General features: G+C 66.0%; 17 protein-coding genes. 1 reads left to right on the top strand and 16 read right to left on the bottom strand.

Annotated features, from left to right (window positions below; all coding sequences use genetic code 11):
- The 13 genes from Q4I23_RS22180 to Q4I23_RS22120 form a co-directional block, all read right to left on the bottom strand.
- The coding region (locus Q4I23_RS22180; RefSeq protein ID WP_498527638.1) for an IS256 family transposase at positions 1 to 1,029 on the bottom strand (1,029 nt) is incomplete at its 3' end.
- Between the two features lie 230 nt (positions 1,030 to 1,259).
- Positions 1,260 to 2,090 (bottom strand): 3-oxoadipate enol-lactonase, encoded by an 831-nt coding sequence (gene pcaD / locus Q4I23_RS22175; RefSeq protein ID WP_498527637.1) that lies wholly within the window; start codon positions 2,088 to 2,090, stop codon positions 1,260 to 1,262.
- Positions 2,091 to 2,094: 4 nt separating this feature from the next.
- Entirely contained in the window at positions 2,095 to 2,778 is a 684-nt protein-coding gene (locus tag Q4I23_RS22170) for a CoA transferase subunit B (protein ID WP_498527636.1), read from the bottom strand.
- A 20-nt stretch (positions 2,779 to 2,798) separates the two neighbouring features.
- A complete protein-coding gene (locus Q4I23_RS22165; RefSeq protein WP_454019986.1) occupies positions 2,799 to 3,500 on the bottom strand; it encodes a CoA transferase subunit A in 702 nt (233 codons plus the stop codon).
- Between the two features lie 20 nt (positions 3,501 to 3,520).
- Positions 3,521 to 4,372: a 3-oxoadipate:acetyl-CoA acetyltransferase gene (locus tag Q4I23_RS22160; protein WP_454019987.1), complete on the bottom strand. Its 852-nt coding sequence runs from the start codon at positions 4,370 to 4,372 to the stop codon at positions 3,521 to 3,523.
- Between the two features lie 30 nt (positions 4,373 to 4,402).
- Positions 4,403 to 5,788 (bottom strand): MFS transporter, encoded by a 1,386-nt coding sequence (locus Q4I23_RS22155; RefSeq protein WP_454019988.1) that lies wholly within the window; start codon positions 5,786 to 5,788, stop codon positions 4,403 to 4,405.
- A gap of 223 nt (positions 5,789 to 6,011) precedes the next feature.
- On the bottom strand, positions 6,012 to 6,812 hold the full coding sequence (locus Q4I23_RS22150) for a 1,6-dihydroxycyclohexa-2,4-diene-1-carboxylate dehydrogenase (RefSeq protein WP_498527635.1): 801 nt from the start codon (positions 6,810 to 6,812) through the stop codon (positions 6,012 to 6,014).
- Entirely contained in the window at positions 6,809 to 7,828 is a 1,020-nt protein-coding gene (benC, locus tag Q4I23_RS22145; RefSeq protein ID WP_498527634.1) for a benzoate 1,2-dioxygenase electron transfer component BenC, read from the bottom strand. Before benC ends, Q4I23_RS22150 begins: the two co-directional genes overlap by 4 nt.
- A 51-nt stretch (positions 7,829 to 7,879) precedes the next feature.
- Positions 7,880 to 8,404, bottom strand: a complete 525-nt coding sequence (benB, locus tag Q4I23_RS22140; protein ID WP_498527633.1) for a benzoate 1,2-dioxygenase small subunit — start codon at positions 8,402 to 8,404, stop codon at positions 7,880 to 7,882.
- Between the two features lie 14 nt (positions 8,405 to 8,418).
- The gene (gene benA, locus Q4I23_RS22135) at positions 8,419 to 9,768 is read right to left on the bottom strand and encodes a benzoate 1,2-dioxygenase large subunit (RefSeq protein ID WP_498527632.1); all 1,350 of its coding nucleotides are present in this window, start codon (positions 9,766 to 9,768) and stop codon (positions 8,419 to 8,421) included.
- A 67-nt stretch (positions 9,769 to 9,835) separates the two neighbouring features.
- Positions 9,836 to 10,762: a catechol 1,2-dioxygenase gene (catA, locus tag Q4I23_RS22130; RefSeq protein WP_498527631.1), complete on the bottom strand. Its 927-nt coding sequence runs from the start codon at positions 10,760 to 10,762 to the stop codon at positions 9,836 to 9,838.
- 52 nt (positions 10,763 to 10,814) lie between these two features.
- Complete coding sequence (gene catC, locus Q4I23_RS22125) at positions 10,815 to 11,105, bottom strand: muconolactone Delta-isomerase (protein ID WP_454019994.1); 291 nt, start codon at positions 11,103 to 11,105, stop codon at positions 10,815 to 10,817.
- A 17-nt stretch (positions 11,106 to 11,122) separates the two neighbouring features.
- Positions 11,123 to 12,265 carry a muconate/chloromuconate family cycloisomerase gene (locus Q4I23_RS22120; protein WP_454019995.1) on the bottom strand — a complete coding sequence of 381 codons (1,143 nt, stop codon included), beginning with the start codon at positions 12,263 to 12,265 and terminating at the stop codon, positions 11,123 to 11,125.
- 173 nt (positions 12,266 to 12,438) lie between these two features.
- On the opposite strand from Q4I23_RS22120, the gene Q4I23_RS22115 reads away from it, so the two are divergent.
- Positions 12,439 to 13,353, top strand: a complete 915-nt coding sequence (locus Q4I23_RS22115) for a LysR family transcriptional regulator (RefSeq protein ID WP_498527630.1) — start codon at positions 12,439 to 12,441, stop codon at positions 13,351 to 13,353.
- A 205-nt stretch (positions 13,354 to 13,558) separates the two neighbouring features.
- Here the strand turns inward: Q4I23_RS22115 and Q4I23_RS22110 are convergent, their stop codons facing one another.
- Genes Q4I23_RS22110 through Q4I23_RS22100 form a run of 3 tightly spaced genes read right to left on the bottom strand, consistent with a single transcriptional unit; the run spans position 13,559 to position 15,249 of the window.
- Positions 13,559 to 14,068, bottom strand: coding sequence for a plastocyanin/azurin family copper-binding protein (locus Q4I23_RS22110; RefSeq protein ID WP_498527629.1), 510 nt, complete (start codon positions 14,066 to 14,068; stop codon positions 13,559 to 13,561).
- 1 nt (position 14,069) lies between these two features.
- Positions 14,070 to 14,483 (bottom strand): DUF5602 domain-containing protein, encoded by a 414-nt coding sequence (locus Q4I23_RS22105; RefSeq protein WP_454019998.1) that lies wholly within the window; start codon positions 14,481 to 14,483, stop codon positions 14,070 to 14,072.
- Positions 14,484 to 14,532: 49 nt separating this feature from the next.
- Positions 14,533 to 15,249: an RNA polymerase sigma factor gene (locus Q4I23_RS22100; RefSeq protein ID WP_498527628.1), complete on the bottom strand. Its 717-nt coding sequence runs from the start codon at positions 15,247 to 15,249 to the stop codon at positions 14,533 to 14,535.
- Positions 15,250 to 15,479 lie beyond the last annotated feature (230 nt).

Here is a 15,479-nt window from a genome sequence, read left to right as displayed (position 1 = left end):
AATGGCGTTCGTCGTGTAGACGATCCGGCGGACGTCGTCGGGGAAGGCAAAGAACGGGATCACCGCCACCCAGTTCCGCCGCCACGCCATGGCAATCGCCGGGTACTTGGTGCCCCAGGGGCTGGCCGCAAACGCCTCCAGGGCGCGCTCGCCGGCGTCGGCATCGGTGGCCCGGTAGATCGCCTTCAGCGCCGCGGCCACCGCCTTGCGCTCCTTCCAGGACACGAACTCCAGAGACCCGCGGATCAGGTGGACGATGCAGGTCTGGACCTGGGCCTGCGGGAACACCGCCGTGATCGCCTCGGGGAAGCCCTTGAGGCCATCGACGATGGCGATCAACACGTCCTCCACCCCGCGGTTCTTCAGCTCGCTCATGACGCGCAGCCAGAACTTGGCGCCCTCGGTCTGCTCGATCCACAGACCCAGGATCTCCTTGGTGCCGTCGGGCCGAACACCCAGCGCCACGTGAACGGCCTTGTTGCGCACCGTGCCCTCGTCGCGCACCTTGACCCGCAGAGCATCGAAGAACACCAGCGGGTAGACGGGTTCGAGCGGGCGCTCCTGCCACTCGGCCACTTCCTCCAGCACGGCGTCGGTGACGGCGCTGACCAGGTCGGGCGACACGTCGATGCCGTACAGCTCGCGCAGATGCCCCTGGATTTCCCGCACGCTCATGCCGCGGGCGTACATCGAGACGATCTTCTCGTCGAAGCCGGGGAAGCGACGCTGGTACTTGGCGATCAGCTGCGGATCAAAGGTGCCGAGCCGGTCGCGCGGCACGTCGATGGCGATCTTGCCGGTGTCGGTAAGCACCGTCTTGCGGCCATAGCCGTTTCGGCTGTTCGGCCGGCCATCGAGCTCGCCGCTGTCCAGGTGGTGGTCGATCTCGGCGTTCAGCGCCCGCTCGGCGAGCGCCTTCTTCAGCTCATCGAGCAGGCCGTCCTTGGCGAAGGCACTCTTCGGATCGGCACCCGCGAGCAATTGGTCAAGCAGCGCATCCGGAATGCTGGGTTGTTTGCGTCGTGCCATGCGGGGCCTCCTTCGGTCCCGAAGTTATGGCCCGTACACGAAATTTCAGACAGTCCCCGTCCTGGCGGCGTGGCACAGCGATGACAACCACGGCCGACCGCATTCCGGCCTCGACGCCGCCATCTGATCTCCGCCACCGAGTACCGTGCACCCGAGCGCGCGCCTTCACCATCTGGCGCGAGGTGACCGGCCTCGCCCTGACCGCTTGAACCATCCAGAACGCGGGTTCTTCAGACCCTCAGCTCGTCAACCGACCGTGAAGTTGACAGTACCCGTGTGAGCGTGTCCAGAAATCCGAGAAGATGCTGGTTCACGCGATCAGCGCGTTCAACGGCGAGGAGATGCGCCGCGCGGGGTAGGACGACCATCTCGGCGCCGATGATGCGCGCGCGGATGTCCTCCATCAAGGGCACTGGGGTCGCGGGGTCGTCGGCTCCCGCGACGATCAGGGTCGGCGACCCGATGGCCGGGATCGCCTCCCTCAGGTCCATGTCCCGGATAGCGCGACAGCAGGCCGCATAGCCGCGAGGATCGTTCTTCAGGAACCGCTCACGAATCGCGGCGACCGCTTCCCCCGAAGATTCGATGAACGGGGGGGTGAACCAGCGGGGAATGATAGCGTCCACGATGGCCTCCATGCCGTCCCGGCACACCGTCCGCGCCCGCTGCTCCCAGCCCTCGGGCGGCGGCAGGCAGGCGGCCGTCGCCATGAGAACGAGGCCGGCGACCCGGTCCGGGTGTTCGATCGCGAAGGCCTGCGCCGTCATACCCCCCAGCGACAGGCCGACGACATGGGCCTTTTCGATGCCGAGCGCGTCCAGCAGCCCGGCAAGGTCAGCGGCCAGATCGCCGATGGTGGCGGGGCGGTCGATCACGGCCGACCGGCCATGGCCCCGGCTGTCGTACCGCAGGCAGCGATACCGCCCAGAGAGCGCCGGCACCTGGGCATCCCACATTTCCAGCGTGGTGCCGATGGAGTTGGAGAAGACGACGACGGGTGCCCCCGCAGGGCCGGAGAGTTCATAATGCAGTTCGACGCCGTTGGCGTTGATCGAAGGCATGGGACTATCCCTCCGCAAGGCAGAGCGAGGTTTGATCGCGGAAGCGGTCCGTATCGACGCCGAAGTCGGCTTCGGTCTTCTCGCGGACCTCAATCACGGTGACGCCGGGGGCCAGCTCGATCAGCGTCAGGCCGCCGTTGTGCTTATCGATGGTGAAGACAGCGAGGTCGGTGACGACCATGTCCACCACGCCCGCCCCGGTCAGCGGCAGGGTGCAGCGCGTCAGCAGCTTGCGCTCGCCGTCCTTGGCCGTGTGGTCCATGACAACGACCACCCTTTTAACCCCGGCGACGAGATCCATGGCGCCGCCCATGCCCTTGACCATTTTGCCGGGGATCATCCAGTTGGCGAGGTCGCCGTTCTGGGCCACCTGCATGGCGCCCAGGATCGACAAATCGATGTGCCCGCCGCGGATCATCGCGAAGCTGTCGGCCGAGCTGAAATAGCTGGTGGTTGGCAGCTCCGTGATGGTCTGCTTGCCGGCGTTGATCAGATCCGGGTCCTCCTCCCCATCGTAGGGGAAGGGACCCATGCCCAACAGGCCGTTTTCCGATTGCAGCGACACCGTCATCCCCTCGGGGATGTGGTTCGCCACCAGAGTCGGGATACCGATGCCGAGATTGACGTAGTAGCCGTCGCGCAACTCCTTCGCGGCGCGGGCGGCCATCTCTTCGCGGGTCCATGCCATGGTTCGGTTCTCCCTTCTTGTCAGGCGCGCTGGCGCACGGTGCGCTGCTCGATGCGCTTCGCCACGCCCGGCGCGTGGACAATGCGCTGCACGAAAATGCCGGGGGTGTGGATGTGGTCGGGGTCGATTCCGCCGGGCTCGACCAGCTCCTCCACCTCGGCGACGGTGACCTTGCCGGCAGCCGCCATCATCGGGTTGAAGTTGCGCGCGGTCTTGCGGAAGACGAGGTTGCCCTCGGTGTCGGCCTTCCAGGCCTTGACGACGGCGAGGTCGGCCTTCAGCGCCGTTTCCATGACGTGGGTCTCGCCGTCGAACACGCGCAGTTCCTTGCCTTCGGCCACCAGCGTGCCGGCGCCGGTCTTGGTGAAGAAGGCGGGGATGCCGGCCCCGCCGGCCCGGATGCGCTCGGCCAACGTGCCTTGCGGGTTGAACTCGATCTCCAGTTCGCCGGCCAGATACTGCTTGGCGAAGGTCTTGTTCTCACCCACGTACGACGAAACCATCTTGCGGACCTGCCTCGTCTCCAGCAGGACGCCCAGGCCGACGTCGTCGATGCCGGCGTTGTTGGAAATCACGGTCAGGCCTTCAACGCCGGAGTCCCGGATCGCCCCGATCAAGGTTTCCGGAATGCCGCACAGTCCAAAGCCGCCAGCCATGACGGTCATGCCGTCCTTGAGCAAGCCGGCCAACGCCGACGTCGCGTCGGGATAGATCTTTCTCATGTCCATTTCTCCCTCGGGGATCACGAAGCGGTGACCGCGGTTTCCAGGGCCGGCAGGCCCAACATCGCCCTGGCCTCGGCAGGGGTCGCCGGGCGCGCATCGTGTTCGGCGCAGAGGTCCACCGCGACCCGCACCAGCTCGGCGTTGTTCTTCGCCAGCCGGTCCCTGGTGATGCGGACATTGTCCTCCAGCCCGGTCCGGACGCCGTCGGCGCCGCGCTCCAGCACCCAGCGCATCACTTCGGACTGGTGGCGGCCGATGCCCGCCGCGGTCCAGGTCGCCTTGGGCAGGACCCGCTTCAGCTCGATGAGCAGAGTGTCGAGAAGACGTTCCTCGGCGGGCATGGCGTTCTTCACGCCCATCACGAACTGCACGTGCGGACGGTCGTTCATCAGCCCCTCTTCCACCAGACGCTTGGCGCCGTGAATGTGGGAGAGGTCGAAAATCTCGATCTCCGGCAGCACGCCGTTGTCCCGCATCTTGGTCGCAAGATCGCGCACCAGGGTCGGCCCGTTCTCGTAGACGATGGTCGGGAAGTTGACGGAACCGGTCGAGAGCGAGGCCATGTCGGGCTTCAGGTACAGGGCGCTGCCGCGCGCCGCCGGATCGCGCCCGCGCCCGCCGGTCGAGAACTGGACGATCATCCCCGGGCAGTGCCTGACGATGCCCTGCTGCACGCGGGCGAAGAGTTCGGGGTCGGAGGAGGGGCTTTCGTCCGGGTTCCGGACATGGATGTGGACCAGGGATGCGCCGGCCTCGAACGCCTCGTGCGTGGACTCGACCTGCTCCGATACGGTAACCGGCACCGCCGGGTTGTCCTTCTTGCGCGGAACGGAGCCCGTGATCGCGACGGTGATGATGGTGGGTTTCATGACTAGGATCCTTGAACGCTGGGGCGGAGATCAGGCGACCTCGGCGGCCGGTTGATCAGTGGTTCGCGTATCGGGGAGGACATGAGCGGCCGTGGCGTGCGTCGGCTGGGGTGCGAGCCATCCCTTCACGAGCATGGCGATGCCGGCGATGACCACGGGGAGGCCCACGATGGCGAAGGCGGTCGACAGGCCCAGGCCACTGGCGAGGATCGCGCCTCCGACCATCGACCCCAGCACCGAACCGCTGCGGCCGATCCCGTTCGCCCAGGCGACGCCGGTCGCGCGGCTGGCCGTGGGGTAATAGCCGGCAGCCAGAGCGTTGACCCCGACCTGCGATCCGGCAAGGCAGAAGCCCGCACCGAAGACCGCAACCCCCAGCAGCCACGGCGACACCGTCGCACTGCCGATCAGGGCGATGAACAGGGCCGCCGAGGCGTAGGACACGCCAAGCACGCGATGGGGGTCCATCCGGTCCATCAGCGCCCCGATCAGCAGCGCACCGATGGTGCCGCCGATTTGCAGCAGCATGGCCATCAGGGACGCGTCCTTCAGGGACATGCCGGCGCCGCTGATCACGGTCGGCAGCCAGCTCGCCAGCAGGTAGAAAACCAGCAGGCTCATGAAGAAGGTGAGCCAGAGCAGAAGCGTGCCCTTGATCAGGTCGGGCCTGACGAGTTGCGCCACCGGCGAGCCCTTTGGCTTGGCGATCCCGACGAAGGTCGCGCCATCGAGATCCGCATCGGGCGCGAGCTTGCGGAGCACGGCGGCGATCCGCTCGGACGGAGCGTTCCTCAGCACCAGGAAGCGCACGGATTCAGGCAGGGCGATGAGGAGGAGCGGAACCATGGCGAGCGGCGCAATGCCACCGATCAGCAGAACGGAAGGCCATCCGTAGCTGGCGACGAGCTGCGCCGCGGCGAGCCCGCCCAGGGCCGAACCCAGCGTGAAGCCGCAGAACATCACCGTGGTCAGGAAGGAGCGACGCTTCTCCGGACAGAACTCCGACGTCAGCGTGATCGCGTTCGGCATCGCCCCGCCCAGGCCCATGCCGGTCAGAAAGCGAAGCACGATCAGCATCTCGAGCGACGTTGACCAGGCGGAGAGCAGGCTGGTCGCGCCGAAGAACACGACGGTCAGGATCAGGGCGTACTTCCGACCGATCCTGTCGGCGAGCGGGCCGAAGATGAAGGCACCCACCATCAGGCCGAAGAGACCGGCGCCGAACACGGGCGCGAGCTGCCCCGGCGTCAGTTGCCAATCGGCCCTGAGGGCCGGCGCGATGAAACCGATGGCCGCCGTGTCGAAGCCGTCGATGGCCACGATGATGAAGCACAGGGCGATGATCGTGATCTGGAATCGCGAAAGTTTGTGCGAATTGATGAAGTCTTGGACGTCGATGGTCCGGGCGTGCGCCATGGTTTCCTCCCTCTTTGTGTTGTGATGGACGCCGATGCGGGATCAGACCGCGTCGCGGTGGATCTGGAAGCCGGCGAAGGACCGGCTGACCGGCATGATTTCCAGGCCGCTGACGTTCAGGGACGCGCGGGGCCGGCATCCGCCCGGCCGCGTTCGTTGGCATCCCAGGGGACGACCCGTTGACTGTCTCGATGATCTGTAGATGTGCCGTGGAGGAGGCGGCTCAGCCGAGGTCGCCGCCGGCAACCGGCAGTATGGTGCCGGTGATGTAGGAGGCCTCGTCGGAGGCCAGGAACAGGATCGCCGCCGCCTGTTCCTCAAGCGTCCCATAACGCTTCATGAAACTCGATTTGATCGTCTGGTCTACGATGCGCTGGTACCAGACCTTCTCCTGCTCGCCCTGCTCGCCGGGGTTCCGGGGAACCCGGCGGGTCGGCGCCTCCGTGCCGCCGGGGGCCGTTCCGACGACGCGGATTCCGTGCTCGGCGTATTCGAAGGCCAGGGAAGCGGTGATCGCGTTCACTCCACCCTTCGCCGCCGCGTAGGGCACGCGGTGCACGCCGCGCGTGGCGACCGACGACACGTTCACGATCACGCCCCTGCGCCGTTCGAGCATGTGCGGCAGCGCCGCGCGGCAGCACCACAGGGTCGGGAACAGCGAGCGGCGGACCTCCGCCTCGATCTCCCGCTCCCGGTACTCGGCGTAGGGCTTGGCCCAGATCGTTCCGCCGACGTTGTTGACGAGGATGTCGATGCGGCCGAACCCTTCCATGGCGGCGGCCATCGACGCCTCGGCACCGGCGTAGGTTTCCAGGTCGGCGGTAACCGCCAGCGCCTCGCCCCCATGTGCGCCGATCTCCTCGCGGACCTCGTGGACGAGGTCGGAACGATCCACCAGGACCACTCGTCCACCCTCGTGGGCGGCGGTTACGGCGACCGTGCGGCCGATGCCCTGCGCGGCGCCGGTGACGACCAACACCTTGCCGTCGAAACGCTGACGCCCCCCTTTGACAAATGGGCTCATGATGCGCCTCCCTCGCTCGGCGCGAACTTCTCATAGTGGAAGTTCACGGGGGTGATGCCCTGGTCGCGGAAGAAGACGCGCACGGCTTCGACCATCGGCGGCGGGCCGCAGAGGTAGACGTCCACGTCGCCCGCGTTCAGGTGCCGCTCGTCGAGGTGATGCGTGACGTAGCCCTTCAGCGGGTGGTTGCTGTCTTCGCTGGCGACGCAGGTCGCGAAGGTAAGGCCGGGGATGCGCTTGGCGTGGTCTGCGATGGTTTCCACCTCAACGAGGTCGCCGTCGTTGGTGACCCCGTAGACGAGGTGGATCGGGTGGTCGCAGCCGGTCTCCACCATCGTGCCCAGCATGGACAGGAATGGCGCCAGACCCGTGCCGCCCGCCAGCATCAGAACCGGCCGCTTGGTGTCGCGCAGATAGAAGCCGCCGAGCGGCCCCTTGACGGTCAGCCGGTCGCCGGGCTTGGCCCGTTCGGCCAGATAGCCGCTCATCAGGCCGCCCGGCACGTTGCGGATCAGAAAGGTGGTGATATCCGCACCCGGCGGGGAGCTGAAGGAATAGGAGCGGGTCTCGCTGGTGCCCGGCACCTGGATGTTGACGTACTGGCCCGGCAGGAAGGCGAGCCGGCCGGCGTTCTCCAGCTTCAGGGACAGGTTGAAGGTGCTGTCGGAAAGCTTGTCCACACCGACGACCTCGGCGGCATAATCGGTCGCCTGCGTCTTGCACATCTCCGAAGAGGCTTCGATCCGCAGCACGATGTCGGATTGCGGCCGCATCTGGCAGGTCAGGCAGTAGCCTTCCCCGGCCTCCTCGTCGCTCAGCGCGTCCTCGATGTAGTCGCCGCCGTCGTAGCGCCCGGCCTCGCAGAAGCTCTTGCAGGTGCCGCAGGCGCCGTCGCGGCAGTCGAGCGGGATGTTGATCCCCTGGCGATAGGCGGCGTCGGCCACCGTCTCGCCGGGATTGCTCTGAATGAAGCGGGTGATCCCGTCTTCAAAGTTGAGAGCGATGTTGAAGCTCATGGTCGCCTCCCTGACCCCAAGTCCTCCAGCCCAAACACCGGAGCGAACGGATCAGACGTGATAGATGTCGATGACGTGATGGATGTAGTCGTTCTTAAGGACGACTTTCTTTTTCTTGATCAGCGGCGCCTTGCTCGAAACATCAAGCGTGTAGAACGAGGTGCCGAAGTAGATATCCGTGGTCTTGTAGCGGTGATTCAGCGTGAACCAATTGAAGCGCAGCTTGACCGTGCCGCCCTGCCGCTCCAGAACCTCGACGTTGCTGATGTTGTGCGAGGTGCGCGGCTCGGGCAGGCTGGTGGCGCTCGACCGCTCGGTCTTGATGCGGAACACCCGGTCCTCCAGGCCGCCGCGGTTGGCGTAGTAGATCAGCGAGATTTCGCGGTGAGGGTCGGCCACCAGGGTGCCGTCGTCGTCCCAGGCCGGCATCCAGAACTCGGCGTCCGGCGCGTAGAGGGTCAGCCACTCGTCCCATTGCTTGTCGTCGAGCAGACGCGCCTCGCGGTGGAGGAAGGCCAGAAGGGTCTCATAGGAGACGGTCGCGGGGGCAACGCTGGTCATTTCGGAAACAGTCATGGCGCAATCCTCCTTCAGGACGTCTTGGCCGCGTTGGCCGCCACGGCCTTGCGCATCGTGTCCTGCCAATGCTGGTGCTGCATGACGAACAGCCCCTCGTCCTCGGTCTTGACGCCGCTCATCAGCGGCTTGAGGCCGATCGTTTCCGCATTGGCGTCGGCACCCATGACCCAGTGGGCGGCACCGCGGGTCATGTCGTTCCACGCCGCCGCGCTGCCCATGTAGCCGATCTGGCAGGATCGGAACTCCTCCAGGTCGTCCGGCGTCGCCATACCGCTGGCGTTGAAGAAGTCCTCATACTGGCGGATGCGCCGGGCGCGCGCCGCAGCACTCTCGTTCTTCGGCGCGATGCAGTAGATCGTCACCTCGGTCTTATCGACGCTGATCGGCCGGTAAGTGCGGATCTGCGAACCGAACTGGTCCATCAGGTACACATTGGGGTAGAGGCACAGGTTGCGCGAGATGCCGATCATCCAGTCCGCCCGCGCCTCGCCATGCTGCGCGACCAGCTCGTCACGGCGCTCGTAGAGCGGACGGTCCTCCGGATTCGACCAGCGGCTCCACAGCAGCAGGTGGCCGTTCTCGAAGGAGTAGAAGCCGCCGCCCTGCTTGGCCCAACCGCCCGCGTCCATGGCACGCGTCGTGTCGGGGATGGCGGCGGTCTTGCGACGGCCGGTCGTCGCGGCGTAGTTCCAGTGGACCGCGCTGACATGATAGCCATCGGCGCCGTTTTCGGTCTGGAGCTTCCAGTTGCCGTCGTAGACATAGGTGGAGGAACCGCGCAGCACCTCCAGCCCGTCCGGCGACTGATCGACGATCAGATCGATGATCTTCGCCGCCTCGCCCAGATGTTCGACCAGCGGCGGGACGTCCGGGTTGAGGCTGCCGAACAGGAAGCCGCGGTAGGATTCGAAGCGCGGAACCGTCTTCAGGTCGTGCGAGCCGTCCTTGTTGAAGGACTCCGGATATCCGGCACCCTCCGGGTCCTTCACCTTCAGCAGCTTGCCGGAGTTGTTGAAGGTCCAGCCGTGGAAGGGGCAGGTGTAAGTCGCCTTGTTGGCCCGCTTGTGCCGGCACAGCATGGCGCCGCGATGGCTGCAGGCGTTGATGAAGGCGTTCAGGTCTCCGCTCTTGTTGCGCGCGATGAAGATCGGCTGCCGACCCATGTGGGTCGTGAAATAGTCGTTCTTGTTCGGGATCTGGCTTTCATGGGCCAGATAAATCCAGTTGCCCTCGAAGATGTTCTTCATCTCCAGTTCGAACAGCTCGGGATCGGTGAAGATGTCGCGCTTGCAGCGGTACAGGCCGCGCTCCTTGTCCTCGACGACCGCACCCTCGATCCGTTCCATCAGGTCGATGGCCATGGCGTAACCTCCTCTTGCGTTCCGGCTCTTGCGCTCCGGCTCTTGCGCTCCGGGTGTGCGGATTGGCTCAGGCCACTTCGGCCTCGGCTGCGGCGCGGGGGCGCTCGATCAGGCCGCTGGGCAGACCTTCGACGGCGTGGGGAAGCGTGAAGTCGAAGGCGATCGCGGCGAACGGCCGGTCCACGCCCTTCTCGCGCCGCGAAGCCTCGTCGGCATGCCGCACCACGTCGGGGACGAGGCCGTCACGGGTGGCGAAGGCGAAGTCGTCGTTGACATACGGATCGTCCTGGATGTTGATCTGCGTGGTGAGTGTCCGGAACCCAGGCGCCGACACGAAGAAGTGGATGTGCGCCGGGCGCCGGCCATGACGGCCAAGCAGGGTCAGCAGTCGCTGCGTCGGGCCGTTCGGCGGACAGCCGTAGCCCGAGGGCATGATGCTGCGGAAGCGGTAGCACCCATCGGCATCGGTCACGATGGTGCGGCGCAGGTTGAACGGGCTCTGCGACGTGTCGAAGAACGAGTAGTTGCCGTAGGAGTCGGCGTGCCAGACTTCGACCTGGGCTCCGGCGATGGGGTTGCCCTGCGTGTCGGTGACCCGGCCGTTCATGAACAGGGGCTCACCGTTGTCGGTGCCGTCGTCCAGGCGCGCTTCGCCCCGGCAGACCGGGGCTCCGGCGACGTAGAGCGGCCCTTCGATGGTGCGCGGCGTGCCGCCTTCCATGCCGGCGGCCTGCTCCTTCTCATCGAGCCGCAAGTCCAGGAAGTGGTCGAAACCGAGGCCCGGCGCCAGCAGCGCGGATTCGTTGACCTTGCCGAGTTCGGACAGGTAGTTGACCGCCGACCAGAACTCCTCGGGCGTGACGTCGAAGTCCTCGATCACGTTGAACAGGTCGAGCACGATGCGGTCCACGATGGCCTTGACGCGCTCGTTCGCGGGGCCGCTTTGCGTGGCGGCGATGCGACCGGCGACGTTCTTGATCTGTGCCTTGTTCATGGGTTTCCTCCCTAGCGTGTGTGGTTGTGCGTTCGGGTGCCCGGCAGCGGGGCTACCGGTCGTCTTCGTGGATGGAGGAGGGATGGCGGCAAAGGGCCGTGACCTTGACCGCCATGTACGGAAAGAGCGGCAGCGAGGTGAGAAGTTCGTGCAGTTCGTCGGCGCTGCGCACGTCGAAGATGCTGGTGTTGGCGTAGCGCCCGGCGACGCGCCAGAGGTGGCGCCAGATGCCGTCGCGCTGAAGCTGCTGGGCGCGCGCGCGCTCGATCCGCTTCAGCTCCTGAGCGACGTCCGGCGCCATATCCGGCGGCAGTCGGACATCCATTTCGACTTGAAAGAGCATGGGTTGCCTCTTTGGGATTAAGCGCTGTAAGTCCGCGTCGCGACGCGGTCCCGGCGGAAGAAGGCGACGCGGTCCTCATCCAACTCGATGCCGAGGCCGGGCTTGCGCGGCACCTTCAGCGCGAAGTCGCCGTAGGACAGCGGCTCGACGAGGATTTCCTCGGTCAGCAGGAGGGGGCCGAAAAGTTCGGTGCCCCAGGCGAGCCGGGGGAAGGTTGCGAAAAGGTGGGCCGACGCGATGGTGCCGATGCCAGCCTCCAGCATGGTGCCGCCGTAGAGCCCGATGCCGGCGGCGTCGGCGATGGCGGCGACGCGGCCGGCGGCACGGGGGCCGCCCGACGGCGCGATCTTGACCGCGAACACCTCCGCGGCGCCACGGCAGGCGATGTCGAACGCATCCTCAGGCCCGTGCAGGGTCTCGTCGGCCATGATCGGGACGGCAGACCGCATCGCGAGCCGCGCCAGCCCGGCGCGATTGCTCCGCGCGATGGGCTGCTCGACCAGATCGACCCCGGCATCCTCCAGCATCGCGAGCCCGCGGCTCGCGCTGGCCTCGTCCCAGGCCTGGTTGACATCGACGCGCACGCTCGCCCGGTCGCCGAGCGCCTTCTTGATCGCAGCCACATGGGCCACGTCGGCGACGATGGCGCGCTTGCCGATCTTCAGCTTGAAGATGTTGTGCCGGCGGGAGCTGAGCATCTGCTCCGCCTCGTCGATGTCCTTGCCGGTGTCGCCGCTGGCAAGCGTCCAGGCGACCGGCAGTTCGTCGCGGAGTCGCCCGCCCAGCAGTTCGGAAACCGGCAGCCCGACGCGCTTGCCCATGGCATCGAGAAGCGCCGTCTCGACCGCCGACTTGGCGAAGTGGTTGCCGACCACGAACCGGTCGATGGCCGCCATCGCCGAGGCTGCCTGAAGGGCGTCGCAGGTCCGCAGGAGGGGTGCGATGTAGGTATCGATCGCCAGCTTGATGCCTTCCGGGCTCTCGTCGCCGTAGCTCAAGCCCCCGATCGTGGTGCCCTCGCCGATGCCGACGACTCCGTCGGAACAGCGGATGCGAACGACCACGATGGTCTGGCGATGCATCGTCGCCATTGAGAGAACATGCGGCCGAATGGTGGGGAGATCGACCAGAAAGGTCTCGATCTCTTCGATCTGTGCCATGAGCTTATTGCTCCCATAGCGGAATGTTTTTGCACTGACTGTTGGGTAACGAATACGGCTTGCTTAACGGGAAGTAAAAGACCATGTTTGTCTGAGTTCATACCCACCGGGTATGGACGGGCGGGTGCCCGAGCAAGGTCAGGGATCGCCGCGTCAGCAGCCGGAGGTGCCCCTTGGAACTCCGCCACCTGCGTTACTTCGTGGCCGTCGCGAGCGAGCAGAGCTTCACGCGTGCGGCTGAGAAGCTGCACATCGCGCAGCCGCCGCTCAGCCGCCAGATTCAGCAGCTCGAAGAAGAGCTCGGGCTTGTGCTGATCGACCGGGACAGCCGGCCGCTGCGTCTCACCGATGCCGGGCGCCTCATGCACGAACAGGCGGTCCAGGTTCTGGAGCGCGTCGACGAGATCCGGGCGATGGCCAAGCGCCTGCGTACGGCCGGGCGTGACCGGTTCGCCATCGGCTTCGTCACTTCGACGCTCTACGGTGGCTTGCCCGAGGTGATCCGCCGCTACCGGGCCGCACGGCCGGAGGTCGAGCTGACACTGCTCGAAATGACCACCATTGAGCAGGTGGCGGCGCTGAAGGAGGGGCGCATCGATGTCGGCTTCGGTCGCATCGCCCTGGACGACCCCACGGTGGACCAACGGCTCCTGAGGAACGAGGCGCTGGTGGTGGCATTGCCAACCGGCCATCCCCTCGCTACCCACGAGGATCCGCTGTGCCTGGACGACCTTGCCGGAGAAGGGCTGGTCGTCTTCCCAAAGGCTCCGCGACCGAGCTTCGCCGACATGGTGCTGTCACTCTATCGTGAACGCGGGCTGCGGCCGGGCGCCGTGCACGAAGTGCGCGAGCTGCAAACCGCGCTGGGGCTTGTCGTGGCCGGTGAAGGGGTCTCCTTGGTGCCGGCGTCCGCGCAGCGGCTGCGGCGCGATGACATTGTCTACAGGCCGCTTCACGGGAACAAAGCGGTCGCGCCGGTGATCATGAGCCACCGGGCAAAGGATGGCTCGCCGGAAATCGGTATTTTGCTGGATCTCATCTACGATATGTACCAAGCGTATGGCATCCAGCATGAGCCGCGGCGCTGACCAGACGGTTCTGTTATGTGTATCTTTGGTTCTTTGATTGCGGGTACGGGAGGTAAGCCCTCGAAAGAGGCGTTGGTGCATTGAGGTCCGCGCAGGCACACTGATGCCAACCAGGACCCTTGATCAGACCCTGCGGACGGAGTTCGGGCGTGCTTCCATGCCGATCAGGGGTCCCTATCTCAAGCCGATTGACAAAGACTCTGCCTTATCGGTCGATGCGCACGATTCCGCGGCGGACGATCTCCTCCACCGACGGGAGCAGCAGCCGTGCCGGCTCCGGCAGCGTGGCCGCGGACGAGCCACCTTGCGGACGGCCGACGACGAGGCGTCCGACCATGCCAGCTTCCTCATGCGGAAGGCAGAAATAATCGTAGACGCCCCCCACAATGAGGCGCAGCTCAAAGCTCTGGTCCGGCAGCAAATAGTCGGAGTGCCACGGCGTCGCCCCTTCCGGGATGCGCAACGGGTGGCCGTCGTTCACCGGGTGGTAGGCGGTGCTGGTGTGCGAATTACCGGAATCGGCGTTGATCCAACGGATCGTCTGGCCGGGCTCGACCAGCACGCCGATTGGATCGAACCACACCTTCGAGCCGTCGGCGTTGCCGCGCATGTGGATCTCCACAGCCCCTTCGGCCCCTGCTGGTGGAAGCGGGCCGAGCAGCGCCAGGCCGGCGGCCCAGCCGCCGGCCTGCAGCACGGTGCGTCGCGTGATCATGTTACTTCGCCACGCGCGCCTCGTCGGCCTCTGCGATATGCCAGAGGACGACGTGGTAATGTGGCTTCTCCACGCCTGGATGGCCGGCGTTGAAGTACATGTCGACATGGTCGACCTTGCCGCCGGAGGTCTTCAGGTTGTCGAGCTTCTTCTGCGCCTGGATGTCCTCGACTGGAACCATGTAAATGGTGCTGGCCAGCCGCCCGTCGCGGTCGTAGGCCAGGAAGGGGCCGACCGGAAGCGTCTTCGGGTCGACATAGAGCGTGCCCATGCCCGGCAGGAAGTCGGGCAGCTTCACCAGTTCGCCGACCTTCTTGTAAGCGCCGCCGGGCGGAGCCTTGTCCAGGCTTTGCGCCTGTGCGGGTACAGTAGCCATGGCGAAGGCTCCGGCGACCAGGATGGTGCGGATCAGCATGTTTGTCCTCCCTTGATGAGGGCCCGACGCCGGGTCGGACCGATACGTGTCACTCGCCGTCGGGCGGCGGTGCTGGCAGGTCCAGGCGGTCGAGTACCCGGGCCACGATGCGTGCACAGCGCTCACCGGCGAACGGGAACACGCCAGCCAAGTCGGGCGCGAGTTGCTGTCGCAGGCTGTGGCCGAGCAGGCGGCGGGCGCGATGCAGGCGGGTTTTCACGGTATCGGGCGGGATGCCGAGGGCAACGGCCGTCTCCTCGACGCTCATCTGCTCGATCTCACGCAGCACGAAGACGATGCGGAACGGGTCCGGAAGTGCATCGATGGCACGCTCCAGCAGGCGCCGCGTCTCGGCGCGGGCGGCGTTCTCTTCGGGCGTCGCGACAGGCTGTTGGCTCCCTGGGAAGGGGATCACCGCGGCGCCCGCCGTTTGACCGTCAGCGCCGCCCTCGTCCAACTCGGTCATGGGCCTCCTCTGCCGCAGCCGCCGCAGCGCCTCGTTGAGGACGATGCGGCCCAGCCAAGTTGCCAAACTGGAATCCTCGCGAAACTGGCCGATGCGCGTGAAGGCCAGGATGTAGGCGTCCTGTACGGCATCTTCGGCCTCGGCGGCATCGCGCAGCACACTGCGTGCCATGCGGAAGAGCCGCTGGTTGTGCCGCTGCATCAGAATGCGGAAGGCGTTGGCGTTACCGCGCTGGATCATTCCGGCCAGTTCGAGGTCGCTGTACACCGTGTGCCGCCCGCTGGCGTTTGCCTGATCCATTCCGCGCTCCCTGTCTTGTGGATTTGATCCACGACGTGGCGATTAGGTTCCCGCGTAGACGGAGTGCCCATTCCGGATAAGAGACGAAGTGGCAAGCCGCCGGCTCCGAAGCCGCTGTCCCATTTGCAACATGGCTCTGGTCGCGGTCGGCCCTAGCAGGGTGCGGAAAAACGAACATATTTCGGCCTTTTGCCTCCGTTGAGGATAAAAATGCGGGTTTCAGCGGGCGA

This window comes from Azospirillum sp. UFLA03-27, assembly GCF_059803775.1.
Note: the sequence above shows the minus strand (reverse complement) of the source record. Positions and strands in the feature narration are given on the sequence as shown.

What these genes read in the sequence shown, in the direction of transcription:
- pcaD (WP_498527637.1), bottom strand. Translation starts at nt 2,090, where the DNA reads ATGCCTTCGATCAACGCCAACGGCGTCGAACTGCATTATGAACTCTCC.
- Q4I23_RS22170 (WP_498527636.1), bottom strand. Translation starts at nt 2,778, where the DNA reads ATGGCATGGACCCGCGAAGAGATGGCCGCCCGCGCCGCGAAGGAGTTG.
- Q4I23_RS22165 (WP_454019986.1), bottom strand. Translation starts at nt 3,500, where the DNA reads ATGAGAAAGATCTATCCCGACGCGACGTCGGCGTTGGCCGGCTTGCTC.
- Q4I23_RS22160 (WP_454019987.1), bottom strand. Translation starts at nt 4,372, where the DNA reads ATGAAACCCACCATCATCACCGTCGCGATCACGGGCTCCGTTCCGCGC.
- Q4I23_RS22155 (WP_454019988.1), bottom strand. Translation starts at nt 5,788, where the DNA reads ATGGCGCACGCCCGGACCATCGACGTCCAAGACTTCATCAATTCGCAC.
- Q4I23_RS22150 (WP_498527635.1), bottom strand. Translation starts at nt 6,812, where the DNA reads ATGAGCCCATTTGTCAAAGGGGGGCGTCAGCGTTTCGACGGCAAGGTG.
- benC (WP_498527634.1), bottom strand. Translation starts at nt 7,828, where the DNA reads ATGAGCTTCAACATCGCTCTCAACTTTGAAGACGGGATCACCCGCTTC.
- benB (WP_498527633.1), bottom strand. Translation starts at nt 8,404, where the DNA reads ATGACTGTTTCCGAAATGACCAGCGTTGCCCCCGCGACCGTCTCCTAT.
- benA (WP_498527632.1), bottom strand. Translation starts at nt 9,768, where the DNA reads ATGGCCATCGACCTGATGGAACGGATCGAGGGTGCGGTCGTCGAGGAC.
- catA (WP_498527631.1), bottom strand. Translation starts at nt 10,762, where the DNA reads ATGAACAAGGCACAGATCAAGAACGTCGCCGGTCGCATCGCCGCCACG.
- catC (WP_454019994.1), bottom strand. Translation starts at nt 11,105, where the DNA reads ATGCTCTTTCAAGTCGAAATGGATGTCCGACTGCCGCCGGATATGGCG.
- Q4I23_RS22120 (WP_454019995.1), bottom strand. Translation starts at nt 12,265, where the DNA reads ATGGCACAGATCGAAGAGATCGAGACCTTTCTGGTCGATCTCCCCACC.
- Q4I23_RS22110 (WP_498527629.1), bottom strand. Translation starts at nt 14,068, where the DNA reads ATGATCACGCGACGCACCGTGCTGCAGGCCGGCGGCTGGGCCGCCGGC.
- Q4I23_RS22105 (WP_454019998.1), bottom strand. Translation starts at nt 14,483, where the DNA reads ATGCTGATCCGCACCATCCTGGTCGCCGGAGCCTTCGCCATGGCTACT.
- Q4I23_RS22100 (WP_498527628.1), bottom strand. Translation starts at nt 15,249, where the DNA reads ATGGATCAGGCAAACGCCAGCGGGCGGCACACGGTGTACAGCGACCTC.